Here is a 17,553-nt window from a genome sequence, read left to right as displayed (position 1 = left end):
TAAATAACAACCCTCCGTCATTCCCGAAGTCAGTTTGTAGGGTGCATTCTATGCACCGCAAGCAGCGGTAATCGGTGCGCACCATACGAGCCTGTATTAACGAATAGATTGTGTGCTTTTATAAATTGTCTTTTTCAGCCAATAAATTTGATACCATTTTAAAAAAAAACTCCAGCGTCTCTTTATGTTGATACTCAAAATCATACGAACCGTGAAACATGAGTGTGACAGTTAAATCCCTATAGGCTAACCAGCAGGTATATCCATCGAAATCATAAGATGCACGAATACCTGAAAGCTCATAAACACTCTCAGTCTTGTGGCCTTTAGTCGTGATTAAATTAAAGACGTGTAACAGGTTTTGTTTTTCCTCTCGATCTAAATGCATAACGCTCCCTTGCTTGGACATTCAGCACTGATATCATTTCTTGAAAAATGATGAGACTAATCATTGAATCAATCCGCTCAAAGCTTGAAAGCCCGGTTAATAGTAAATCTTGACTATTACAGTGCCTAAATACGAGCTGCAAGGCAATAGCGAGCAATCGATTAATTATCCTGAAAAATTGATGGGCAACTATTTGGCGACCTTACCGACATCGCATGCTTAGGGCTTTGAGCTTTCTAGCTGCGAGTTTCGAGCTGAATAGTTATCGGTAGGGTGCATTCCATGCACCGCAAGTTATGATTGTTGCGTAGCGTTTTACGGATTATGCAATCTGTAGGGTGCATTTTATGCACCGTTAATGACGATCAGCCCACACACTATGAGCTATGTTTATCGGTAGGGTGCATTTCATGCACCATAAATAGTTATTCTTGATGGAGTTTAAATAATGGCTAATTATCGGTGTGCAGATATCAAAGGAGGCACCTATTTTTTCACTGTGGTGACCTATCGACGGCAGCAGATATTATGTAATAAAAAGGTGATGCTTGCCTTGCGTAATGCCATTCGCGATGTACAAGCAATATATCCTTTTGAAATTAATGGCTGGGTATTACTGCCTGACCATCTCCACTGTATCTGGACGCTGCCGGTGGGTGATGCGAATTTCAGTATGCGTTGGGCAATGATAAAACGAGCGGTCAGCAAACAATGTGGGCCAGATCTGTTACATGAGGAGTTACTCAATAAATCCAAGCGGCAACGCAGGGAATCGACTATCTGGCAACGCCGTTTTTGGGAACATCAAATCCGTAATGAAGATGATTATGAAAAGCATCTGGACTATCTGCATTACAACCCTGTTAAGCATAGTTATGTGAATAATGTCGTCGATTGGCCTTACTCGACATACCATCGCTATCTGCATCAGGGTGTTTATGATGACAGTTGGGCTGGTGATGGGATTGATAATGGATTTGGTGAATAACGCAGGTCATCGGTGCGCATAGCGCACCCTACAGCTTATGTTATTGGTAGGGTGCATTTCATGCACCGTTAATAATACTTGATGTGTGGAGAAGGCCCTACGGGGATGTTATCGGTAGGGTGCATTCCATGCACCGTTAATGATGCTCGGTGCGCGGAGCGCACCCTACGGGGATGTTATCGGTAGGGTGCATTCATGCACCGTTAATGATACTCGGTGCGCATAGCGCACTCTACAAGTTATGTTATTGGTAGGGTGCATTTCATGCACCGTTAATAATACTTGATGTGCGGAGAGGGCCCTACGGGGATGTTATCGGTAGGGTGCATTCCATGCACTGTTAATAATGCTCAGTGCGCGGAGCGCACCCTACAAGTTTTTCTCGCCAAGCGGGGCTTTTTAAAAACTGCCCATGGTCATTCCTGAATAACCTGATGCTACCGTCGTATGCTGGTTATTATCACCTGGTTGCCAAACCCAGATATTATCGGCTAACTTTTTCACACATTTCCAGGTGAAAACTGTATTAACGGGCAGCGGTGCAACTATCTTGGTCCATACCGGTGCCGAAGGACCCGGACCATTATGGTTGGGGGGAGGGTTTGAAATATAGGCATGATAAACGCTAGGGTTCATTTTTATCGCCCGATTAAGATTCCAGTTACCCAATTCCACAATACTGCCGACTAAGTAGAGTTCATCACCCGGGTTGGTCCAGCCGTTATCACAGGCAAAATAGGCTGAACTAATAGCCGGCGTGCTTTGCTGATAAAAATCCAAGTATTTGACCTTGCTGGTCAGCATACTAGCTGTTTTGGCATAAACCACATTGTTACCTGCGTTATACCAGCCGGAGCTTGCCCCATCAAAAGAATTTTTGCTGTTATATTGGGTGAGTGACATATTATTGAGTTTCACGTCCGTGGCCTGCTGATTATCCAAAATCAGCTGCACTGTATTTTGACGAGATTTGGGCGCGCCAGCATAAGTGCCACTGCTGGCATGAATCGAGACTCGCTGGTGATCACCTTGTTTTTTCTGCGTGAGCAGGGTGGTTCTAGTATTATAAACTGGCTGCTTCTTGGCATCATAGCTTAAGGTGCTGCCATCATCTTCATAGAGCGTAAAGCCGGCAGGGTTATCACCGGCAACCACCTTAAGTATTAATTCATTATGCACAGCAGTGCCGTTTTTCGAATGACCGAAGGCATCTTTGCTATTAGCATCGACATACATCTGCGGAATAATCGCCCCCGCTTTAACAAAAGCGGGCAAACGGAAAAGTTTATTCCGATAAACAGGCACCTGATTTAACCACTGACCCTGACTGTCAAGCCACTCATTACTGTGGTAGTTAACCCATTTACCGGCAGGCAAATACATATTGCGTTGATATTCACCGTGGTTGGCAACAACGCCTACCAGTAAGTCTTTACCGATCATCTTTTCATGTCCCATTTCACGCAAGTTAATATCATCCTGATAATAAAATAGCGGTGGCGGCATCACAGGTTCGCCTTCCAGAAAAGCGCGATAAGCCAGAGAATAATAGTAAGGAATAAGGGCATAACGCTGGCGGATATTTTCGCGGTTACTGTTAATATAACCCACTAAATAAGGCGCGGTTTCATAGCGCTGCGAGCTCTGAAAAGCATTGTCCGTATGAGGACGTACCGGTACATCAAACCAAGCACCATTAGCGAACCACTGCGTATAGAGTTCATCTTCGTACTGGCGATTACCCGAATGATCCTGATTATAGGGCATACCTTCGCGGCGAAAACCGCCAATATCCGCGCCATAATAATCAATGCCGGAAAAGGACATATGCAGCTGCGCATTTGAATGGCTTGCCAGTAAATCCAGATTTGAGCCGATATCACCGGACCACATGGCTGCGCCAAAGCGTTGAATGCCCGAGGTGCCCGAACGGGTAACAATAAAGGAGCGCTCATCTACCTTATCGCGCTGCTGATAATAGCCCTCATAAATGGATTTATTCCACAGAAAATTATACAGATTGTGTATATCACCGTGGCTGTTTTTAAGACCATTAACCGCTGTTTCTAGACCGTCATAACAGCTTGAAGGATTGTATTTTTCCGGCTCGCCCAAATCTGTCCAGTGCGAAGTAATACCTATGTTAGAGAGATTAGGAAAACGGCGGTTGAGGTGCAGCCAGCCAGCACCCGCAGTGTCGCTCCAGTCAAGCATGGCGGCATCACCAAACCAGTCATTAATATGGGTTATTTTTCCCTGTTGTAAGTCATCACATTTTCCAGCACTTTTTGCATAGGAAAAATAGTTGCCCGTCTGCATCATATCGTTATAGGTTGCAGTATTTTTATTGATATAAGACTCTTCAATCGCCACCAGAGAAATATTATCCTGCTGATATAAGGCTACTTTTCCGGCCGGATCGGGAAAATAATAGTCATTGCCGTCATTGTTGCTGGTATCCCAGTCCAGTTTTCCCATCGGGCTGTCGGGATTGTTGGCTTTGATTCCGCCAAACCAAAACAGATCCAGCACAAAACCGTCAATGGGAAAGTTATTAGTTCGGGCAGCTGACAGTAACGTGTCTACTTCATTCCAGTTTTTATAGCCAAATTCCGATAACCACAGACCGAAGGCTTTTTTCGGTGGTACTGGCGGTCTGCCCACTAGTTCCATATAGTCTTTGCGCAAATCCGGCAGGTCCGCCCCTGACATTATATAAAAGCGAATTTGATCACCCCACATGCGCACTTCCCACCAGTTGGCCTCAAAATCCCACTGCTGCTTGTAAACATTATCCAGAAATAATGCATAATCTGCCTTGCTGCCCAGAGAGTAGATAACTGGAAATTGTACATTGCCCACCATACCTGCCTGGCCAAAAGGCATAAAACCATTGCCGTGCGCCTGTGCCTGACCGTTTGGCTGAGCTTCGCGCACTTTGTGGGCTAACCAGTCACCATCGGCGCTGCCCAGTTTTTTAAATTGCTGACCCAGACCATAAATATTTTCAGTGCCGCTGGGACTGATATTAATGCCTTTCCAGGCGAGACTTAAATCCACCGGGCAGACCGTGGTTAACAGAGTATTTGCCTGGGTTTTATCGCGCACGGCAACGCACAGGTTGCTACTGTTTATATGTACAATTAAATCGCTCGTTTCAAGGGAATTACCCTTGTCCTGGATGCTGGTGGGGCCGCTATAATCCGATTTATAGACCATCGGTGATTGATAAATAGGGCTGCTGCCATTGGTGCTGTTGCTCGGGCTTGCATACTCAAAATGTACTAAATCATCATCGAGCAGCTCCACTATCAGAGTGGCTGAATCGATCGTAAATTTTTTATGAAATATCTCACTGTGGGCATTCAGGCTGAGGCTAAAGATACTTATTGTAAGCAGGCACATACAAAATACTTTACTGACTGTGTTCATTATTCATCTCCATAAAAGCTATCGGCTTCCCTAGTGCTCCTTGCTTGAAGGATCATAAGGGGCCTGTGGCAAACTAACCAAGCGGTGTTCTTTTTTCCCTTTGAACTGCAAACAAACAACGGGATTATTTCCAGCAAATATTTGCTATTGATTATTGTAGACCTTGAGCAGGTTATTGGGGTGGGGCACTGACGAATATGGTTGATTAAAAAAGGATAAGGGTAGTGGATGAGCAAGCGGTTAACAGCCGCTGTTGTTATATTGAATATGGGATTAACATTCTTACCCGCCTCGCTAAGGTACCTGATAAGTCCGAAAAGAAAGGGAATTACGATCAGTTAAAAATTAAACCCTGCGGGTTGCTCTCACCAATAAATCGGGTTACTGCTTAATTGAGCTAACCTAGGCCAATCTTGCCGGAGAAAAAGCGCTAGCTTATTGAGAGGATCGTTTTTCTACCTATTTAAGTTATGCGCTTACTATTTGAATCCAAGATATTGGTTTGGTCACAAATAGGGATCTAAATTTCCTCCTATTTGTAAACTTTATTTAACCTTCATTAGAATATTTCACTTTGTAAATAGTCCGCATAGTGATGTGTTTAGATAGTAGTACTCATTGCCATGCTCGATCTTATCTAAGATTCCAATTTTAACTAGCTTGTTTAAATAGTTTCGTGCTGTATTTCTATGTATATCAAGTTCATCTTTAGCAAATTCGACTTTCGTATAAGGATGTGTGAAAAGATGATTAATCAACTCATGACTATACATCTTTGGGAAAGTCGCTTTAATGATATGTTTATGCTCTTGCATCAGCGCAAGTAAGCGCTTTATAGTGCGTAGTGTATCTTGGCTGGTTATTTGCACGGCTTTTAGCATATACAAAATCCATTCCTCCCAGTCACCAGTCTCGCGTACATGCTGCAAATGTTTGTAGTAGTCAGATTTGTGCTGATTAAGGTAGCTTGATATGTATAGCACGGGGGTATCGAGCAAACCTTGCTTGCACAGGTACAATATATTGATTATGCGGCCCGTTCTTCCGTTACCATCGTAGAACGGATGTATGCTTTCGAACTGATGATGTATGAGTGCCATCTTGACTAGCTCGTCATAATCCGAGAGGTCGTTATTATTGATAAAGGCTTCCAAAGCGCCCATTAAATTAAGCACTTCTTGTTCTGTTTGTGGAGGTGTATGGATAACTTCATCCGTTTTTTCATTCTTAAGAACGGTGCCGCCTTGCTTACGAAAACCCGCATTGTTATGTTCTATATTCTTCTGGATTTCGCAGATTGTGTTGTTCGTAAGCAAGCCTGTCTTTTGTACTATGTCAAAGCCAAAGGTAAGAGCGACAGCATAGTCGTGCACTTCCTTGGCGCTCGCCGAAGTAAATTGCCTTGCCTTGTAATTACTACGGTATAGCTCATCTTGCGTTGTCACAATATCTTCTATCTCAGAGCTTTCACGCGCTTCTTGAAGTGACAGTGTTGCAATAAGTAAATGCGGATTAGGCAGGCTGTTCGTCAAACCTTGTAGCTCTGCGAGAGCTGCACGAGCTTTAACTGTCGCTTTCAGCACAGCTCTACTTTCTAAATTCTCCAGCATCGCTAATGGCTTTAAATAATTGTTGGTAGTCATCGTAGTAATCCATATTTAGTTGTTCTTTTTGTGCACACAGAATAGCGTTTTTGAGTGCAGCTGTCGAGGTGCGCACACAGAATGGCGTTTTTGAGTGCAGCTGTCGAGGTGTGTAAATAGAATAGGGAATTTAAGTGCGCACAAAGAAACTTGCATGCGGAATTGTAACAACAGAAATTGTAACTGAAATCACCAACACGGAAATGGAACTTAGCCTTCAGGCTCCGCGATTTCTCCAACCGTCATCCTCAAGTATTTTGTCGGGGAGTGATTTGAACGACAGTTCAGTATTATTACCCGTCATCCCCGAAGTTTTTTGTCGGGGATCTCAGCATGCAATGCCGTGGAGTGAATTGAAAATACAATATCGGGGTGTTTTAGGAACGGAGTATTCTATGCGAAATGCGCACTGAGATTCCCGACTAACTGACTTCGGGAATGACGGTAAAAAAACCTGCGCTTCCTCCAACCGTCATCCCCGAAGTTTTTTTTCGGGGATCTCAGCATGCGATACCGTGGAGTGAATTAAAAATACAATATCGGGGTGTTTTAGGAACAGAGTCTTCTATACAAAATGGGCACCGATAAAGGGCACGCAGAGCTTAGCTCGTTTATGACACTGAACTGCTGAAAATGACTTCAGCGTCCTATATTATTACCCGTCATCCCCGAAGTTTTTTGTCGGGGATCTCAGCATGCGATGCCGTGGAGTGAATTGAAAATACGATGTGGGGGCGTTTTAGGAACTGAGTCTTCTATGCGAAATATGCACTGGGATTATCGACTAACTGACCTCGATAATGACGGGCAAAAATGCGCACTAAAGGTCCCAATCCCCTACAATAAGGCCTCTAAGTCTTCAATAATATCGTCCAACTTGTTATTGAGTTTCTGCAATTGTTTTTTATTTAAAGAGTCAATTAACTGCGCGAACGTCACTTTCCACAGGGTTTTATTATATTCTGTTTTTTGCTTAAATTGCGCTGAACGAAAAGAGTCAGCCTGCAAAATCGAACGCCTTAATGCTTTTTCAAAAGCGGGTTTATCACCTTGCAGGGTATAAGCTTCCCGTATCGAATTTGCCCAATTACGGCGAAACTCAATCCATTCAACAAATGTCGATAATTGTTGCTCGTTGGTACTATTGATTAATTGCTTTTGTGCTGGGTCAAGCTTACCGATAAAGGAGGATAATCGGCTTTCAATTTTATCAAATCTCTTATCTAATCTTGCTTGCTCACTTAAATCCTCAAACTCCTCAACCCTATCCCGATTTTTCTTTTCATTGGCCGCTAAAAACTCCGTTATTTGTTCCTCTTTTAGTGAATAGGCTAACTTCAGCACACCCGGTTCTATGCCAATTAAAATAGCCTGCCAGAAGCCTTCAAAGGTTTTCATATAAGCTTCTATATCGGTCTGTTCCAACCCGTTATTGATATCCTGTTTAATTTGCTTAATCTGAGTAAGGTAGCTTGGTAATTCTGATTTTCGGTGCCAGTCTAAAAACTGCACTAATGCCGGATCAAACTCCGCTTCCTGCACATTGGTTAAGGTAATATAATCCTCTATATACCAATAAGAAAGCCAGTCCAGGTTGTTGTAAATCATTTTTGAACTGCATGCCGATACCCCTAATAAAAGGAAGACCAGCAAAAATCCGCGGTGTTTTTTGTTTTTAATCAAGCTTAGCTCCAGGTGTAATAATATTCGTACTAAGTGGGATTAAATAGCATCATTACAAGTATACGAAAGTTTGTGCAATCTGGTTCAGTAGAACGCGAGCCTTTAAGCTTTAAAGCGGGAAGGCGGGCGCTAGGGCGGGAAGGCTGGCTTCGAGCGTTCGAGTTTTCTAGCTTCGAGCTTTCAAGCCTTCAAGCTTCTATTTTTGGGCCTTCAAGCTTTATACAGTGTCTTTTATCCTGCAGAGCCTGTATAAAGGCGGACAATCTTTATAGTCAGTTTCAACAACTTTAAATAATTAAAAGGTCTTATTATGAATAAATTTATCCCCGTTACCCTAGCAGCAATCTCTGTGTTTGTTACTGGCTGTTCAAACACCGGAAGTTATCCCGTTATGCAGCAAGGCAGTGTGTTAGTCAGTGAAGTTGTTTCAGTCTGTAGCGCTATTGTCGGTGGTCAGGCAGCACAGCGTATTAATCAAGAATGGGCTAAATACCCGGCCGCAGAAGCCAGCCGCCCAATGATAGAATCCGTTGCCGCTGTATTACTGAACAATCCTGATGCGACGGCGCAACAAAGAACCACTCAGTATACACAATATATAACCTGTGCCACTGGCCTGTTTGTAACAAAGAATGCAATGCAGTAAAGATTTTTCTGCTGTTTTTAATCTCTGAACTTTCCAGCCTTTTAGCTTTTAGCTTCGGGCTGCGAGTTTTCTAGTTTCCAGCTTCAATAATACTCCGCATTATTTTCTGTACTATCTGCTTCAAAAAAACGATTTATCACTCAAATTAAGCAATCATTTATTAAAAGCGTAATAACTCATTGAATATCAATTAAATATAAATTACTGTGACTTTTATTTTAAATAAATATGCTAAAAATGAGAAATGCGACAGCCTCATTATATGCCTAAGTAAATTATGGAATTCTCTGAACGTTATAAATTTTCTGATTGGCCTAATAAAGAAATACCAAAAGTAGCGGCAGGTATCTACGCAATTTGGAATGGCGCTGAGCTGTTCTATTGTGGAATGTCAGGTAGAGAAATGGAGAAAAATCGACACAAGACAAAATATGGGATGGTTACTCGATTGCAGAGTCATTCTACCGGGCGTTTAAGCGGTGATCAATTTTGTGTTTATGTGGCCAATAGGTTGGTTATACCTTCTCTAAAACAGAATGATTTAACATTGTTCGCGAGTGGAGAATTAAAGCTGGATACGCTTACCAAGAGATATATTCATAATTATTTAGAGTATCAGTATGTGTTAGTTGATAGCAGTGCTGAGGCATATTCGATCGAAATAAAAGCAAGAAATGGAGAGCTGTTCGGGCAAAAGCCAAAACTCAATCCTATCGGTATATAGCTGTTCGCCCTGCAGAGTAAAAATCGAACTTCAGGAACAGCTCGTCTTGTGAGTGGTACTGACATAAACCCAAATTGAAAACGTTTGATTTAAACCTTTCTCTTCAGTAGAGTTATTTTCATAATTTTCTCTTTAAAATCAGTAATAAATAATAAATTTATTATGCTAAAAATGAGATCGTGATGCTAAATATAAACCAGCAATATTATGATGAGAATGCTCAGGATTTTTATGATGCGACCATAGCGCTCAATATGCAGTCGCTTTATCGTCAATTTCTACCGTTAATTCCTGCTGGTGGATCAATCTTAGATGCTGGTTCCGGTGCTGGTCGTGACAGTAAGGCTTTTTTAGATTTAGGTTTTGATGTTGAAGCTTTTGACGCCAGCGAGAAACTAGCTTTACTGGCCTCAGAATTAACGGGTAAAAAGGTAGCTGTCGAGCTCTTTCAAACCTTTGAAAGTAAAAAGCAATTTGACGGGATTTGGGCTTGTGCTTCTTTACTGCATGTATCCTTACTGGAGCTGCCAGCGGTGTTTTTGTCTTTATCTAACATGCTTAAATCAGAGGGGCTTTTTTACTGCTCTTTTAAATATGGCGAGGGCGAAGTCGCTCGTAACGGACGCGTGTTTACCAATCTAAATGAGTGCGGTTTTGCTTCGCTGATTAAAGGTTTACCTTTGCGTATTAAAGATCAGTGGATAACGGCTGATTTGCGGGAAGGGCGTGAAAATGAGAAGTGGTTAAACGTTATTTTACAAAAGGATTAAGCATAGGTGTCTGCCATCGCATTTAATAATGTATCACTTGCTTGTGATGCAAAAAAACTAACAACAGGTGGCGATGATCCCTTATTGCCTAAGCTTATTCATGCCATTAATCATGCCAGTGAAATTGAGATTGCCGTTTCATTTGTACAGTGCAGCGGTTTGAATTTATTATTTGAACCTTTAAAAGATGCCATTCTTAATGGCGCAATCTTAAAATTATTAACCTCTGATTATCTTGATATTACTGATCCCGTGGCATTAAGAGAATTAATGCCTTTGCTTGATCGTGGGGCTGATATTCGCATTTACCAAAGTGATAACAAGCAAGCCTTTCACATGAAGTCTTATATTTTTGTAAAAACTGTTGCAGAAAAAAAGGAAGAGGAGCTTATTGATGGCTGTGCTTTTATCGGCTCAAATAATATTAGTAAAAGTGCATTAACGACTGGGCATGAATGGTGTTTCAGACATGATTATCTACCACCAAGAACGTCACGTGAAGCGCTCGAATTTAACTATATACGCAGTGCTTTTAACGAAATCTTTGCCCATCCTTTAGTGCATAAACTGGATCATGATTGGATTTCAGCTTATTTAAGACGGCGTAAAATGATGCAGTTTGTCAGCGTCGATCCCGGCTCACCCCCAGAATATATTGAGCCAGCAACCCCTAATCATATTCAAATTGAAGCATTAACGGCTTTAGTAAAAAGCCGGGAAATTGGCTTTAAACGAGGTTTAGTTGTTCTGGCCACAGGAATGGGTAAAACCTGGTTAGCCGCCTTTGATGTGTTGCAGTTAAAAGCTAAGCGGATTTTATTTGTCGCACATAGAGAAGAGATATTACTGCAGGCTCAACGCACATTTGCACAGTTAATGCCGGAAAAAAGCAGCGGTTTTTATAATGCACAAAATCGTCAAAAAGGGGCTGATGTATTGTTTGCTTCAGTGCAGACGATAGGCAGAGAAAATCATTTGCAACAGTTCTCAAAAGATCACTTCGATTATGTTGTGGTGGATGAATTTCATCACGCCAGTGCACCCGTTTACAGTAATTTATTAGCCTATTTTAATCCGGATTTTCTACTTGGTTTAACCGCAACGCCTGAACGAACAGATCAATCAGATATTCTTTGTTTGTGTGATAATAATTTAGTTTATGAACGTAATTTAACACAGGGAATTGATGATAAAATTCTAGCGCCGTTTAAATATTACGGGATCTGGGATGAATCTGTTAACTATCAGGCAATCCCCTGGCGCAATGGACGTTTTGATCCGGAATCTATTGATAACCAGTTTGCTACCCAAAAACGGGCAAGTCATATATTAAAAAAATGGCATCAATTCAAACAACAAAAAACCTTAGCTTTTTGTATTTCTGTTAAGCATGCAGATTATATGGCAGAGAGTTTTAACAACGCGGGTATTAAGGCTGTGTCAGTGCATTCTAAGTCTGAAATCAGACGCAATGAGGCGCTTACTCAGTTACAAAATGGCACACTCGAGGTAATGTTTTCTGTCGATCTGTTTAATGAGGGCACAGATCTTCCCGCTCTTGATACGATTTTAATGCTCCGACCCAGTAATTCTAAAATTTTATTTCTGCAGCAGTTGGGGCGGGGGCTACGCCTGCACAAGAACAAAACGCATCTTGTTGTACTGGATTTTATTGGCAATCACCACTCATTTTTAAATAAGCCCTACGCGCTATTTGGTAGTTCCACTATCCCTGTATTAATAAAAAAAGTGAAAGAAGACAAGCTCGCCGATGGCTGTTTTGTTAATTATGATATTGAAATAACCCAATTTTGGAAGCAGTTGGCAAAACAGCAGCGCACCACGGCTATTGAAGACTACCAGAATCTATATGAACAACTTGGACATAGACCAACAGCAAGTGAGTTTTTAAATGCGTATGGTGATTTAAATAAGGTTAATAAACAGCACAAAAGCTGGATGGCTCTAGTGGCTGCGCAACAGCAGGAGCCGGAATTTTCAGATCTAATTGAAAACTATGGGGATTTTTTGCTGGAGGCTGTTCAGGCAACTGCAATGGCAAAATCCTTTAAGGCGATTCTATTGGAAGCATTTTTACGTTTAGATGGTTTTTCTAATCCGCCAACATTAGAAAAGCTGGCCAAGGATAGCAAGTTGGTTTTTGACCGTTACCCTCTTCTTAAACAAAGCGAACTATCCAAAAATCTGCAACATTGTCAGTCAGACTCTGTGCAATGGTTAGAGTATTGGAAAAAAAATCCAATAAAATTTAGCTGTACAGTGAACAATAAAACGGGAAAGCAGTGGTTTAAAATCAAAGATAACAGATTAGTTGTCAACCTTGATGTGAGAGAGCAGGACAAACCAGCACTGCATGATGCCGTGCAGGAACTGTTAACATTACGGTTATTACAATATTCACAACGTCCAAATAAAGTTAGTAAGGCAGCTGTGAACCAACAGGAAAATAACAGTTTAATTAAAAGAGAAAAAGCCATTCAACTTGCGTTTTATCCCAACTTGAAAATTGCCTGCGGACACTTTAAAACAGGCGATGATTTAGAGTTTGAATATAAGAATGCACCAGTTGGGTTTGGTCATTTACAGGCAGATAAACATTTTCTTGCTAAAGCTTCCGGAAACTCAATGGATGGTGGTAAAAATCCGGTTAGAGATGGAGACACGTTATTACTTGAGAAGATAACACCAACCAGTGCAGGATCTTTACAAGGTTTAACCGTGGCGATTGAGAAGCAGGATGAAGCAGGTGACGGGCAATGCCTATTAAGAGTTGTCAAAAAAACTGCTGATGGTCGTTATAAATTAGTGGCTAAGAACCCTGACTATAAAACAATTTATGCTGATGAAGATATGCAAACCTTTGCCAGATTGAAAGGGGTTGTACGTTAACGCTATTTGGATGTAATTAATGTTTAAGTTAAGTGAAAATTAAAGAGGCAGAAAATGGATTATAACAGTATGTTAAGTGGGATTGTTGAAGGCCTTCTGAGAACAGCTTTGCAGTGGTGGTATTTGTTTCCAATATTAATATTGGGACTAATAGTTAAAACACCTTGGTTTAAAGGCAAAGCAGGTGAGTTTTTAGTTAATTTTTTACTTAGTAAATTTATGGATAAAAATAAATACCACTTAATTAAAAATGTTACTTTGCCGACTGATGATGGAACCACCCAGATTGATCATATTGTGGTGTCACAGTTTGGTGTTTTTGTCATAGAAACAAAAAATATGAAGGGCTGGATATTTGGCACCGCCAAACAAAAACAGTGGACGCAAAAGATATTCAGATACTCCGGCAAGTTTCAAAACCCATTACACCAGAATTATAAACATACACAAACATTAGCAGGCTGTTTAGATGTTCCTTCCGAGTATATTTATTCTGTTGTCGTATTTGTTGGCGATAGTACCTTTAAAACTAAAATGCCTGACAATGTGACTTATGCTCGAGGCTGTGTTGCGTATATTAAAAGTAAAAAAGAACTTCATTTTACAGAGGATAAAATTACCGAAATCGTCACTGCAATTGAAGAGGGCCGATTATCACGAGGTTTGAAAACGAATTTACAACATATAAAGCATGTGAAAGTAATTGTAGAAGCTAAGCAAGCGCCTAAAGTGATTGAAGAAAAAACATGCCCAAAATGTGGAACCCTGATGATTTTACGTGAAGCTAAAAAGGGTAAAAATGCGGGTAATCAGTTTTGGGGATGCAGTAATTTCCCACAGTGTAGGACGGTAGTTGATCACTGATACAACATATTGTGATGATGAGTTAAAGCAAGAAGGCTGTATATATGTTTCAGTACATGATGATAGCTATTACGAGTTCGGTTAATAGGAATAAGGATATTTAATGGACCCAGTATCAACTTTTCTTGCGGCTATGATTTCAGCTGCAACAACAAATGTTAAACAGAATGTTTCAGATATTTACGGATCAGAAATTAAGACTGAAATAATTGACTATCAAGGGATGAAAATTCCATTTCAATATCAGTTGTGGAAGATAAAAAGTAAGTCAGTGTGCTCTAGTTATAGCCAGAGAATGGAAGTTTATTCTCAGTGCTCTGTAAAAGAAAAATCTCTTTTTAGAGATATTTGTGAAGAGTTATCCAGCCACGATCTATCTCATTGGAAGGTAAAAAAAGTGCAGAATATGTATTGTAATGCAGCAATTGATTACAAACCTGTTATTGCTTCTATATCAAATTCTAAAGAGGTAACAGAGACGCGAGAAAAAGAAAAACAATGTAATTTGTTAATTTTAAAAGCAATGGGAAATAATAATGCAGAACTTATTGCTGAAAGAGATTTAGTTTGTGGGAAAAAGTAATAATTAGTTCTTATTTGAATTAGGGGAATACTTCAACAATCCAAAATGGTATCTGTATTTATCACCTTTTCCTGCATTGCGTTTTCCATTGTTATCACGCTCTTTAACGTATAAATAGCGTTTATGAAGAGGCCCAAATGAAACATGAAGAGGGCGGTTTTTTCCATAAAAATACAGCCTATCAAAGGGTAACTCAGTAATAATGTATTGTGCAATGAGTTGCATCTGGTTCTCATAACCTGCCACCACAATATCGCATGCAGCCCCGTCTCGTTTGCAAATTCTATTACCTCTGCTGTTTAATTCATGTGCAGCATGCTGATCTCTTTCCGGGGATATCTCACCCGGGCTGTTCTTTTTAATGTATTTAAGAAGTTCAAATGAAGTGAAGCCGTAGGTGATATTGATTTTATGAAATTTTTGTTCAAGTGGAAAGAGAATGTTGGCAGAAAACTGCTGCAGTGCTTGTTGTGATTCTTCTGCCAAGGGTTGATTAATACCTTGATAATTAATGTGTTTTGTTGAAACCAATTTAAAAAATCTAAGCGCATTTTTTATTCCACTCTATAAGTTAAAAAATACTTTTACTCTATCTAACATTTCACCATCTGGCACGGATTTGTTTTAACTCTCATTTTTAAAATTGAATCCTCAGGTAAATAAATATTACCTTCATACTATGTAGAACGAAGTAAAGGGATGAGCTCATGGTTAATATCATACAAGAACACACTTATTTTGAATCCATGCATGAAAGCTTAATTGCTCAGGGCTATTGCTTTGATGATTCTGCCATAGAAACTATTGAGGCTTATTTGTCAGGTAAGCCGGTGAAGTCTCAAAAACAGAAAGAGGTGAATAAAAATAAGCTGTTTTGGTCTTCAGCATTTCTATGGGATTTGAGTGATCAAGTTTTAAACTCAGAAACCTTTATTCTCGCTTTGGCACGTTATTTTTCCGTTGATAACTTTTCTAACGTCAGCTTACTTGAACAAATTACTTATAAAGCCCCTAAAGCTATTAGAAAGGGAATTAGAAGTTCTGAAATAGTACTAAGGGCAAATAGCGGTAAATGGATAGAAGCGCAGCAATTAGCTGAGCGGAGTCCGGATGAATTGGATGAACTGATCAATATTTGTAAGGCATTCCAAAAAGTACATAAAGATTGCCTTGAATTAGTCGCTAAATACCAGACGCCTTTTAACGCGTTAACGGTATTTGAGTTATTAAGTTATTCGAGTGTGTATGCCTTCAAATATTTATTTGATAATCCGGAAGCACTTGATGGCAGTATGATTTCAACGGGTGAGCGTTTCCACGCGTTAAAAGAGCTCGTTGAGTGGAAGTTAAGGATAGCTGAGCCCAATTCATTTTTACTTAACGATAGTGTGATAGGTAAATCACTAAAAATACATCAAGCACCCTTGGTCTTTCCTTCTGAAGAAGATTCATACATACCTGATTTTTATTTATACCATTTTGAAAAATTGATGCAGGCACAGGTTGAGTTAGATGGTTTCTTATCTCGATCTGTAATGCCATTTTGTTTTGATGATCAGTGTGAATATTATTTGGATGGTGGCCGCTTAGAAATGCACAAGAATAGTGATGCGGGTGATCAGGTTTGGTTATTAAATGGTAAGAAACAAAGTCTAATAGATGGGTATTGGCTAAATCGCGGCTTGCAGGAATTTATAGACAGTGGTCTTGCTGGTGGAATGATGGGATCGGCAGAAAATCATGAAGATAACCAAATCGCCTATATCAAATCGTTAGGAGTCTATTTACAACTCACTGAGATTTATGGTTTAAATAAATCAATACAAACTGATAATGGTTTGAAAGTAGATATTCACCAGGCTTTGTTATCACTTGAACTGATGATCGCTTTTTATAATAAAGATTACATTAAAGTATTTGCTGCTAATTTGCATAAAACAGGCGATTGGCAAGCGTCTTTAGGCCTGCTAGCGTTAAGTGGCTTAATTGATCCGGTTAATATGCACAATAGATTCCCTATCACTTGGCAAAACTGGAAGAAAAAAGCGCAGAGTATAGTCGGATGGACAGTCTCTGATACTTTCCCCAAAGGTAATATAAAAGCCGCAGAAGCTATCCTTGATTTTTGGTCCCTTGATTTTAAAAAATGGTCCGCTCAACTAAAAACTAATAATCACGATAACCTGCCTCTGCTGACTGAAAGACCCATATTCAAAGTGGGTAATTACAGTGTTCAATTACCCTGGATGATGGCAAGTCAGTTAACAGGTGTGAATGTCATTAATACGTTACGCCGTTTTGCCAATAAACGACCTGAGCTTAAAAGTGAAACTTCAAGAATCGAAACCAATCTGGGCAATCAATTTACAAAACGTGGCTTCACCGTTATTGAAAGTTATCATCCCGAAAGGAAAGAAGGGTTTAACCCGGGTGAAATTGATTTAATTTGTGTGCTGGATAATAGTGTATTAGTCCTTGAGGTTAAGTCGACCTATAGAAGAAACAGTAAAAGAGAAGCCATACGTTATAAACATGCAACATTAAGAAAGGCGGGCATGCAAATTAAGCATAAAACTGCTGCGGTTAAACAGCTGCTGCAAACTGATAGTCAATTTCAATCCCTGCTAGGGATTAAAGATCCTGATTTATATGAGGTAATAGGGTGGATAGCTGATACCAGCCTTGAGTATGATCATGAGTATTTTAACGGTTATTTAAAGGTCTCAATTGAAGAATTACATATAGTGCTCGCTGATACTGCAGATTTTCTAGTAGATTATATTGAATTAGCTCAAAACCAAGCGCCGTTAAAAGAAGATGATAACGAAAAAACAACACTATACCCGAGCGGATTTAGTGCAGCGGCTTTAGTCAATGTAATTGAACAAGCCAAGGTTTGGGCAGGTAGATAGAGTGTTCATT

The 17,553-nt window shown here is 40.2% G+C and carries 13 protein-coding genes; 8 read left to right on the top strand and 5 right to left on the bottom strand.

Going from position 1 to position 17,553, the window contains the following annotated elements; translation table 11 throughout:
• Positions 1-118: 118 nt before the first annotated feature.
• The gene (locus PING_RS13030; RefSeq protein ID WP_011770812.1) at positions 119-388 is read right to left on the bottom strand and encodes a DUF3081 domain-containing protein; all 270 of its coding nucleotides are present in this window, start codon (positions 386-388) and stop codon (positions 119-121) included.
• Between the two features lie 448 nt (positions 389-836).
• On the opposite strand from PING_RS13030, the gene PING_RS13025 reads away from it, so the two are divergent.
• Positions 837-1,376, top strand: coding sequence for an REP-associated tyrosine transposase (locus PING_RS13025; RefSeq protein WP_011770811.1), 540 nt, complete (start codon positions 837-839; stop codon positions 1,374-1,376).
• 399 nt (positions 1,377-1,775) lie between these two features.
• Here PING_RS13025 and PING_RS13020 read toward each other — a convergent pair whose 3' ends face one another.
• From PING_RS13020 to PING_RS13010, 3 genes are all read right to left on the bottom strand, one after another.
• A complete protein-coding gene (locus PING_RS13020; RefSeq protein WP_011770810.1) occupies positions 1,776-4,808 on the bottom strand; it encodes a TIM-barrel domain-containing protein in 3,033 nt (1,010 codons plus the stop codon).
• Between the two features lie 569 nt (positions 4,809-5,377).
• Complete coding sequence (locus PING_RS13015; protein WP_011770809.1) at positions 5,378-6,451, bottom strand: Fic family protein; 1,074 nt, start codon at positions 6,449-6,451, stop codon at positions 5,378-5,380.
• 837 nt (positions 6,452-7,288) lie between these two features.
• Positions 7,289-8,134 (bottom strand): DUF6279 family lipoprotein, encoded by an 846-nt coding sequence (locus PING_RS13010; protein WP_041766486.1) that lies wholly within the window; start codon positions 8,132-8,134, stop codon positions 7,289-7,291.
• A 310-nt stretch (positions 8,135-8,444) separates the two neighbouring features.
• Here PING_RS13010 and PING_RS13005 point away from each other — a divergent pair, with 310 nt between their 5' ends.
• The 6 genes from PING_RS13005 (at position 8,445) to PING_RS12980 (ending at position 14,631) form a co-directional block, all read left to right on the top strand.
• Positions 8,445-8,780, top strand: coding sequence for a hypothetical protein (locus PING_RS13005; protein ID WP_011770807.1), 336 nt, complete (start codon positions 8,445-8,447; stop codon positions 8,778-8,780).
• Positions 8,781-9,057: 277 nt separating this feature from the next.
• Entirely contained in the window at positions 9,058-9,504 is a 447-nt protein-coding gene (locus PING_RS13000) for a hypothetical protein (protein WP_011770806.1), read from the top strand.
• 182 nt (positions 9,505-9,686) lie between these two features.
• Positions 9,687-10,274 carry a class I SAM-dependent methyltransferase gene (locus PING_RS12995; protein ID WP_011770805.1) on the top strand — a complete coding sequence of 196 codons (588 nt, stop codon included), beginning with the start codon at positions 9,687-9,689 and terminating at the stop codon, positions 10,272-10,274.
• A 6-nt stretch (positions 10,275-10,280) separates the two neighbouring features.
• Positions 10,281-13,184, top strand: a complete 2,904-nt coding sequence (locus tag PING_RS12990) for a DEAD/DEAH box helicase family protein (protein ID WP_011770804.1) — start codon at positions 10,281-10,283, stop codon at positions 13,182-13,184.
• A 54-nt stretch (positions 13,185-13,238) separates the two neighbouring features.
• On the top strand, positions 13,239-14,048 hold the full coding sequence (locus PING_RS12985) for an NERD domain-containing protein (protein ID WP_011770803.1): 810 nt from the start codon (positions 13,239-13,241) through the stop codon (positions 14,046-14,048).
• A 103-nt stretch (positions 14,049-14,151) separates the two neighbouring features.
• On the top strand, positions 14,152-14,631 hold the full coding sequence (locus tag PING_RS12980; RefSeq protein WP_011770802.1) for a hypothetical protein: 480 nt from the start codon (positions 14,152-14,154) through the stop codon (positions 14,629-14,631).
• 3 nt (positions 14,632-14,634) lie between these two features.
• Here PING_RS12980 and PING_RS12975 read toward each other — a convergent pair whose 3' ends face one another.
• Entirely contained in the window at positions 14,635-15,117 is a 483-nt protein-coding gene (locus tag PING_RS12975) for a hypothetical protein (RefSeq protein ID WP_011770801.1), read from the bottom strand.
• Positions 15,118-15,338: 221 nt separating this feature from the next.
• On the opposite strand from PING_RS12975, the gene PING_RS12970 reads away from it, so the two are divergent.
• Positions 15,339-17,543, top strand: a complete 2,205-nt coding sequence (locus PING_RS12970) for a PDDEXK family nuclease (RefSeq protein WP_011770800.1) — start codon at positions 15,339-15,341, stop codon at positions 17,541-17,543.
• Positions 17,544-17,553: the final 10 nt, after the last annotated feature.

Source organism: Psychromonas ingrahamii 37 (assembly GCF_000015285.1).
Classification (GTDB): Bacteria; Pseudomonadota; Gammaproteobacteria; order Enterobacterales; family Psychromonadaceae; genus Psychromonas; species Psychromonas ingrahamii.
The sequence above is the reverse complement of the archived record's forward strand: the minus strand, read 5'-3'. Positions and strand labels throughout refer to the sequence as shown.

Bases quoted from the DNA above. Each gene is read 5' to 3' on its own strand.
- PING_RS13030 (WP_011770812.1), bottom strand. From the start codon at position 388: ATGCATTTAGATCGAGAGGAAAAACAAAACCTGTTACACGTCTTTAAT.
- PING_RS13025 (WP_011770811.1), top strand. From the start codon at position 837: ATGGCTAATTATCGGTGTGCAGATATCAAAGGAGGCACCTATTTTTTC.
- PING_RS13020 (WP_011770810.1), bottom strand. From the start codon at position 4,808: ATGAACACAGTCAGTAAAGTATTTTGTATGTGCCTGCTTACAATAAGT.
- PING_RS13015 (WP_011770809.1), bottom strand. From the start codon at position 6,451: ATGACTACCAACAATTATTTAAAGCCATTAGCGATGCTGGAGAATTTA.
- PING_RS13005 (WP_011770807.1), top strand. From the start codon at position 8,445: ATGAATAAATTTATCCCCGTTACCCTAGCAGCAATCTCTGTGTTTGTT.
- PING_RS13000 (WP_011770806.1), top strand. From the start codon at position 9,058: ATGGAATTCTCTGAACGTTATAAATTTTCTGATTGGCCTAATAAAGAA.
- PING_RS12995 (WP_011770805.1), top strand. From the start codon at position 9,687: ATGCTAAATATAAACCAGCAATATTATGATGAGAATGCTCAGGATTTT.
- PING_RS12985 (WP_011770803.1), top strand. From the start codon at position 13,239: ATGGATTATAACAGTATGTTAAGTGGGATTGTTGAAGGCCTTCTGAGA.
- PING_RS12980 (WP_011770802.1), top strand. From the start codon at position 14,152: ATGGACCCAGTATCAACTTTTCTTGCGGCTATGATTTCAGCTGCAACA.
- PING_RS12970 (WP_011770800.1), top strand. From the start codon at position 15,339: ATGGTTAATATCATACAAGAACACACTTATTTTGAATCCATGCATGAA.